The 2,549-nt window shown below is 71.5% G+C and carries 3 protein-coding genes; all 3 read left to right on the forward strand.

Annotated elements, in window-relative coordinates; translation table 11 throughout:
* The coding region (locus QZV72_RS14480; protein ID WP_297009426.1) for a resuscitation-promoting factor at positions 1-692 on the forward strand (692 nt) is incomplete at its 5' end.
* 35 nt (positions 693-727) lie between these two features.
* A complete protein-coding gene (gene rsmA / locus QZV72_RS14485; RefSeq protein WP_297009427.1) occupies positions 728-1,711 on the forward strand; it encodes a 16S rRNA (adenine(1518)-N(6)/adenine(1519)-N(6))-dimethyltransferase RsmA in 984 nt (327 codons plus the stop codon).
* Positions 1,708-2,549 (forward strand): 4-diphosphocytidyl-2C-methyl-D-erythritol kinase (locus QZV72_RS14490; RefSeq protein WP_297009429.1); only part of this gene is annotated, 842 nt, incomplete at its 3' end. The genes rsmA and QZV72_RS14490, both read left to right, overlap by 4 nt.

Consider the following 2,549-nt stretch of genomic DNA (forward strand, 5'->3'; position numbering starts at 1 on the left):
CCTCACCGAAGAGCTTCACCCTCAACGACGGCCAGCCCGACAGGACCCCGGCCCGCCTCACCATGTCCGCCCCGACCGTCGCCGATGTGCTGTCGATGCGTGGCGCACCGCTGGGCAAGGACGACATCGTCACTCCGGCCGCGAACACCCCGGTCACCCAGGGTATGCACATCGACGTCACCCGGCTCACCACCGAGGATGTCACCGAGGAACAGCAGGTCGCGCCGACCGAGCGGGTCATCGAGGACCCGGACATGGACGAGGGTACCGAGGAGGTCATCGAGGCGGGCACCGCCGGCGCCGCCCGCGTCACCGTCCGCATCCACAGCTTCAACGGTGTGGAGACCAGCCGGGACGAGCTCAAGCGCGAGGAGATCACCCCGGCCACCGAGCGTGTCGTGCGCCGCGGTACCAAACCCTCTGCGTCGGCCCCCGCCGTCGCCGGCGGATCCGTCTGGGACCAGCTCGCCCAGTGCGAGGCCGGCGGCAACTGGGCCATCAACACCGGCAACGGCTTCTCCGGTGGCCTGCAGTTCACTCCGTCCACCTGGGCGGCCTACGGTGGCACCGAGTACGCCCCACAGGCACACATGGCCACCCGTGAGCAGCAGATCGCCGTCGCGGAGAAGGTCCAGGCCGGCCAGGGCTGGGGAGCCTGGCCGGCCTGCACCGCCGGCATGGGACTGCGCTGACACCTCACCGGTCCGCGACAGGCTATCCTCGACCTGTGACGGACAGCGAAGAGAACAAGGTACGTCTGCTCGGCCCCGGCGAGATCCGGGCGCTGGCGGCGGAACTCGACATCACCCCGACGAAGAAGATGGGGCAGAACTTCGTCATCGACCCGAACACCGTCCGGCGCATCGTCTCCGCCGCCGGGCTCGATGCCGCTGACCGGGTCATCGAGGTCGGTCCGGGTCTCGGGTCCCTGACCCTCGCCCTGCTCGAGCAGGTCGGCGGGGCGGGTGGGGTGACCGCCGTGGAACTCGACCGTCGACTCGCAGCCCGGTTGCCCCGGACCATCAGGGAGTTCGCCCCGGACCGTGCCGACGGTGTCACCGTCATCGCCCATGACGCACTCACCCTCACCGCCGGTGACCTTGCCGAGACAGGTGTCCCGGCCCCGACCGCTCTGGTGGCGAATCTGCCCTACAACGTGTCCGTCCCGGTCCTGCTGCACCTGCTGCAGGAGTTTCCGACGATCCGTCGCGTCCTGGTGATGGTGCAGTCGGAGGTTGCGGACCGCCTCGCCGCGTCGCCGGGATCGAAGATCTACGGTGTTCCCAGCGTCAAGGCCGGTTTCTACGGTGCGGTGTCCAGAGCCGGGACGATCGGCAAGAACGTCTTCTGGCCGGCTCCGAAGATCGACTCCGGTCTCGTCCGCGTCGACCGGTGGACCGCTGACGACCGCCCCTGGCAGACCGCCCTGGACGGCCGGGACGCCGGGGCCGTGGAAGCGCTGCGGCGGGAGGTCTTCGCACTGACCGACGCGGCCTTCCTCCAGCGGCGGAAGACACTGCGCGCCGCACTGTCCGGGTACTTCGGCTCCGGGGCCGACGCCGAGGCCGTGCTCACCGCAGCGGGCATCGATCCGCGGGAGCGGGGGGAGAAGCTCGCCACCGGCGAGTTCGTCGACCTGGCGCTTGCCTCACTGAGCGCGCGACGTGCAGGGTATCCGGGGGAGGGCACGAGGCAGGACGCGACACGGTGACGGCCCCCGACCTGCCCGACCCCGCCGAGCGTACCGGTCCGCCGCGGTCGGCCGCGGCAACGTCCCAGCACCTGCTGCCCCTCTGGCTGGGTGTGGGGGACCGTGATCCCGACGGGCGTCACAACCTCGTCACCGTCCGCCAGGCCCTCAATCTCACTGAGACCGTCACCGTCACCGTCAGCGGGCGGTCCGGTACCGCGGAGGTCACCGGTGTCGTCATCACCGGGCGGCGGTCGGGCCACGATGACGCCCGCGCTGTCGCCGTCACCGCGGTCTCCGCCGTCACAGCGGTGGTGGAACGCTACCGACGGCTCGCCCCGCTCGCCGACATCCCCCGGATCCATCTCGACATCGTCCGGGGAGCTCCCGTCACGGGCACCGTCACCGGCGCCGACGCAGCTGACGCGGCGGCCGCACTCGTGGCCACCCGCGAACTTCTCCACGGTGCCGGTGCCGCCGGGGCCGGCTATGCGCTGGCGCCCCGACCCACGGACGCCGAACTCCGCGAGTTGGCGGCCTCCCTGGGCGCGGAGGTTCCCGCCCACCTGATCGGTGGCACGGTGCTGGAGACCGGGCTCGCCGGGGCGCCCCCTGATACTGTCCCGGTGATGGCCCGCGGCGTCCGCCACTGGGCACTGGCACTCGACCCCCGCCCGTTGCCCTGCCCCGAGGTCTTCGACCGGCTGGACGCGCAGCGTGACGCCGCGGCACGCGGGGAGCGACCGGATGTCCGGGCCGGCGATGTCACCGCAGTGCAGCGCTCCCTGCTCACCGCTAATCCGACCGAACTCGCCGGTCTGCTGGCCAACGACCTGCAGCCCGCTGCGCTGAGTCTGCG

The sequence above is a fragment of the uncultured Corynebacterium sp. genome (genome assembly GCF_902782855.1).
In the GTDB taxonomy this organism is placed as follows: domain Bacteria; phylum Actinomycetota; class Actinomycetes; order Mycobacteriales; family Mycobacteriaceae; genus Corynebacterium.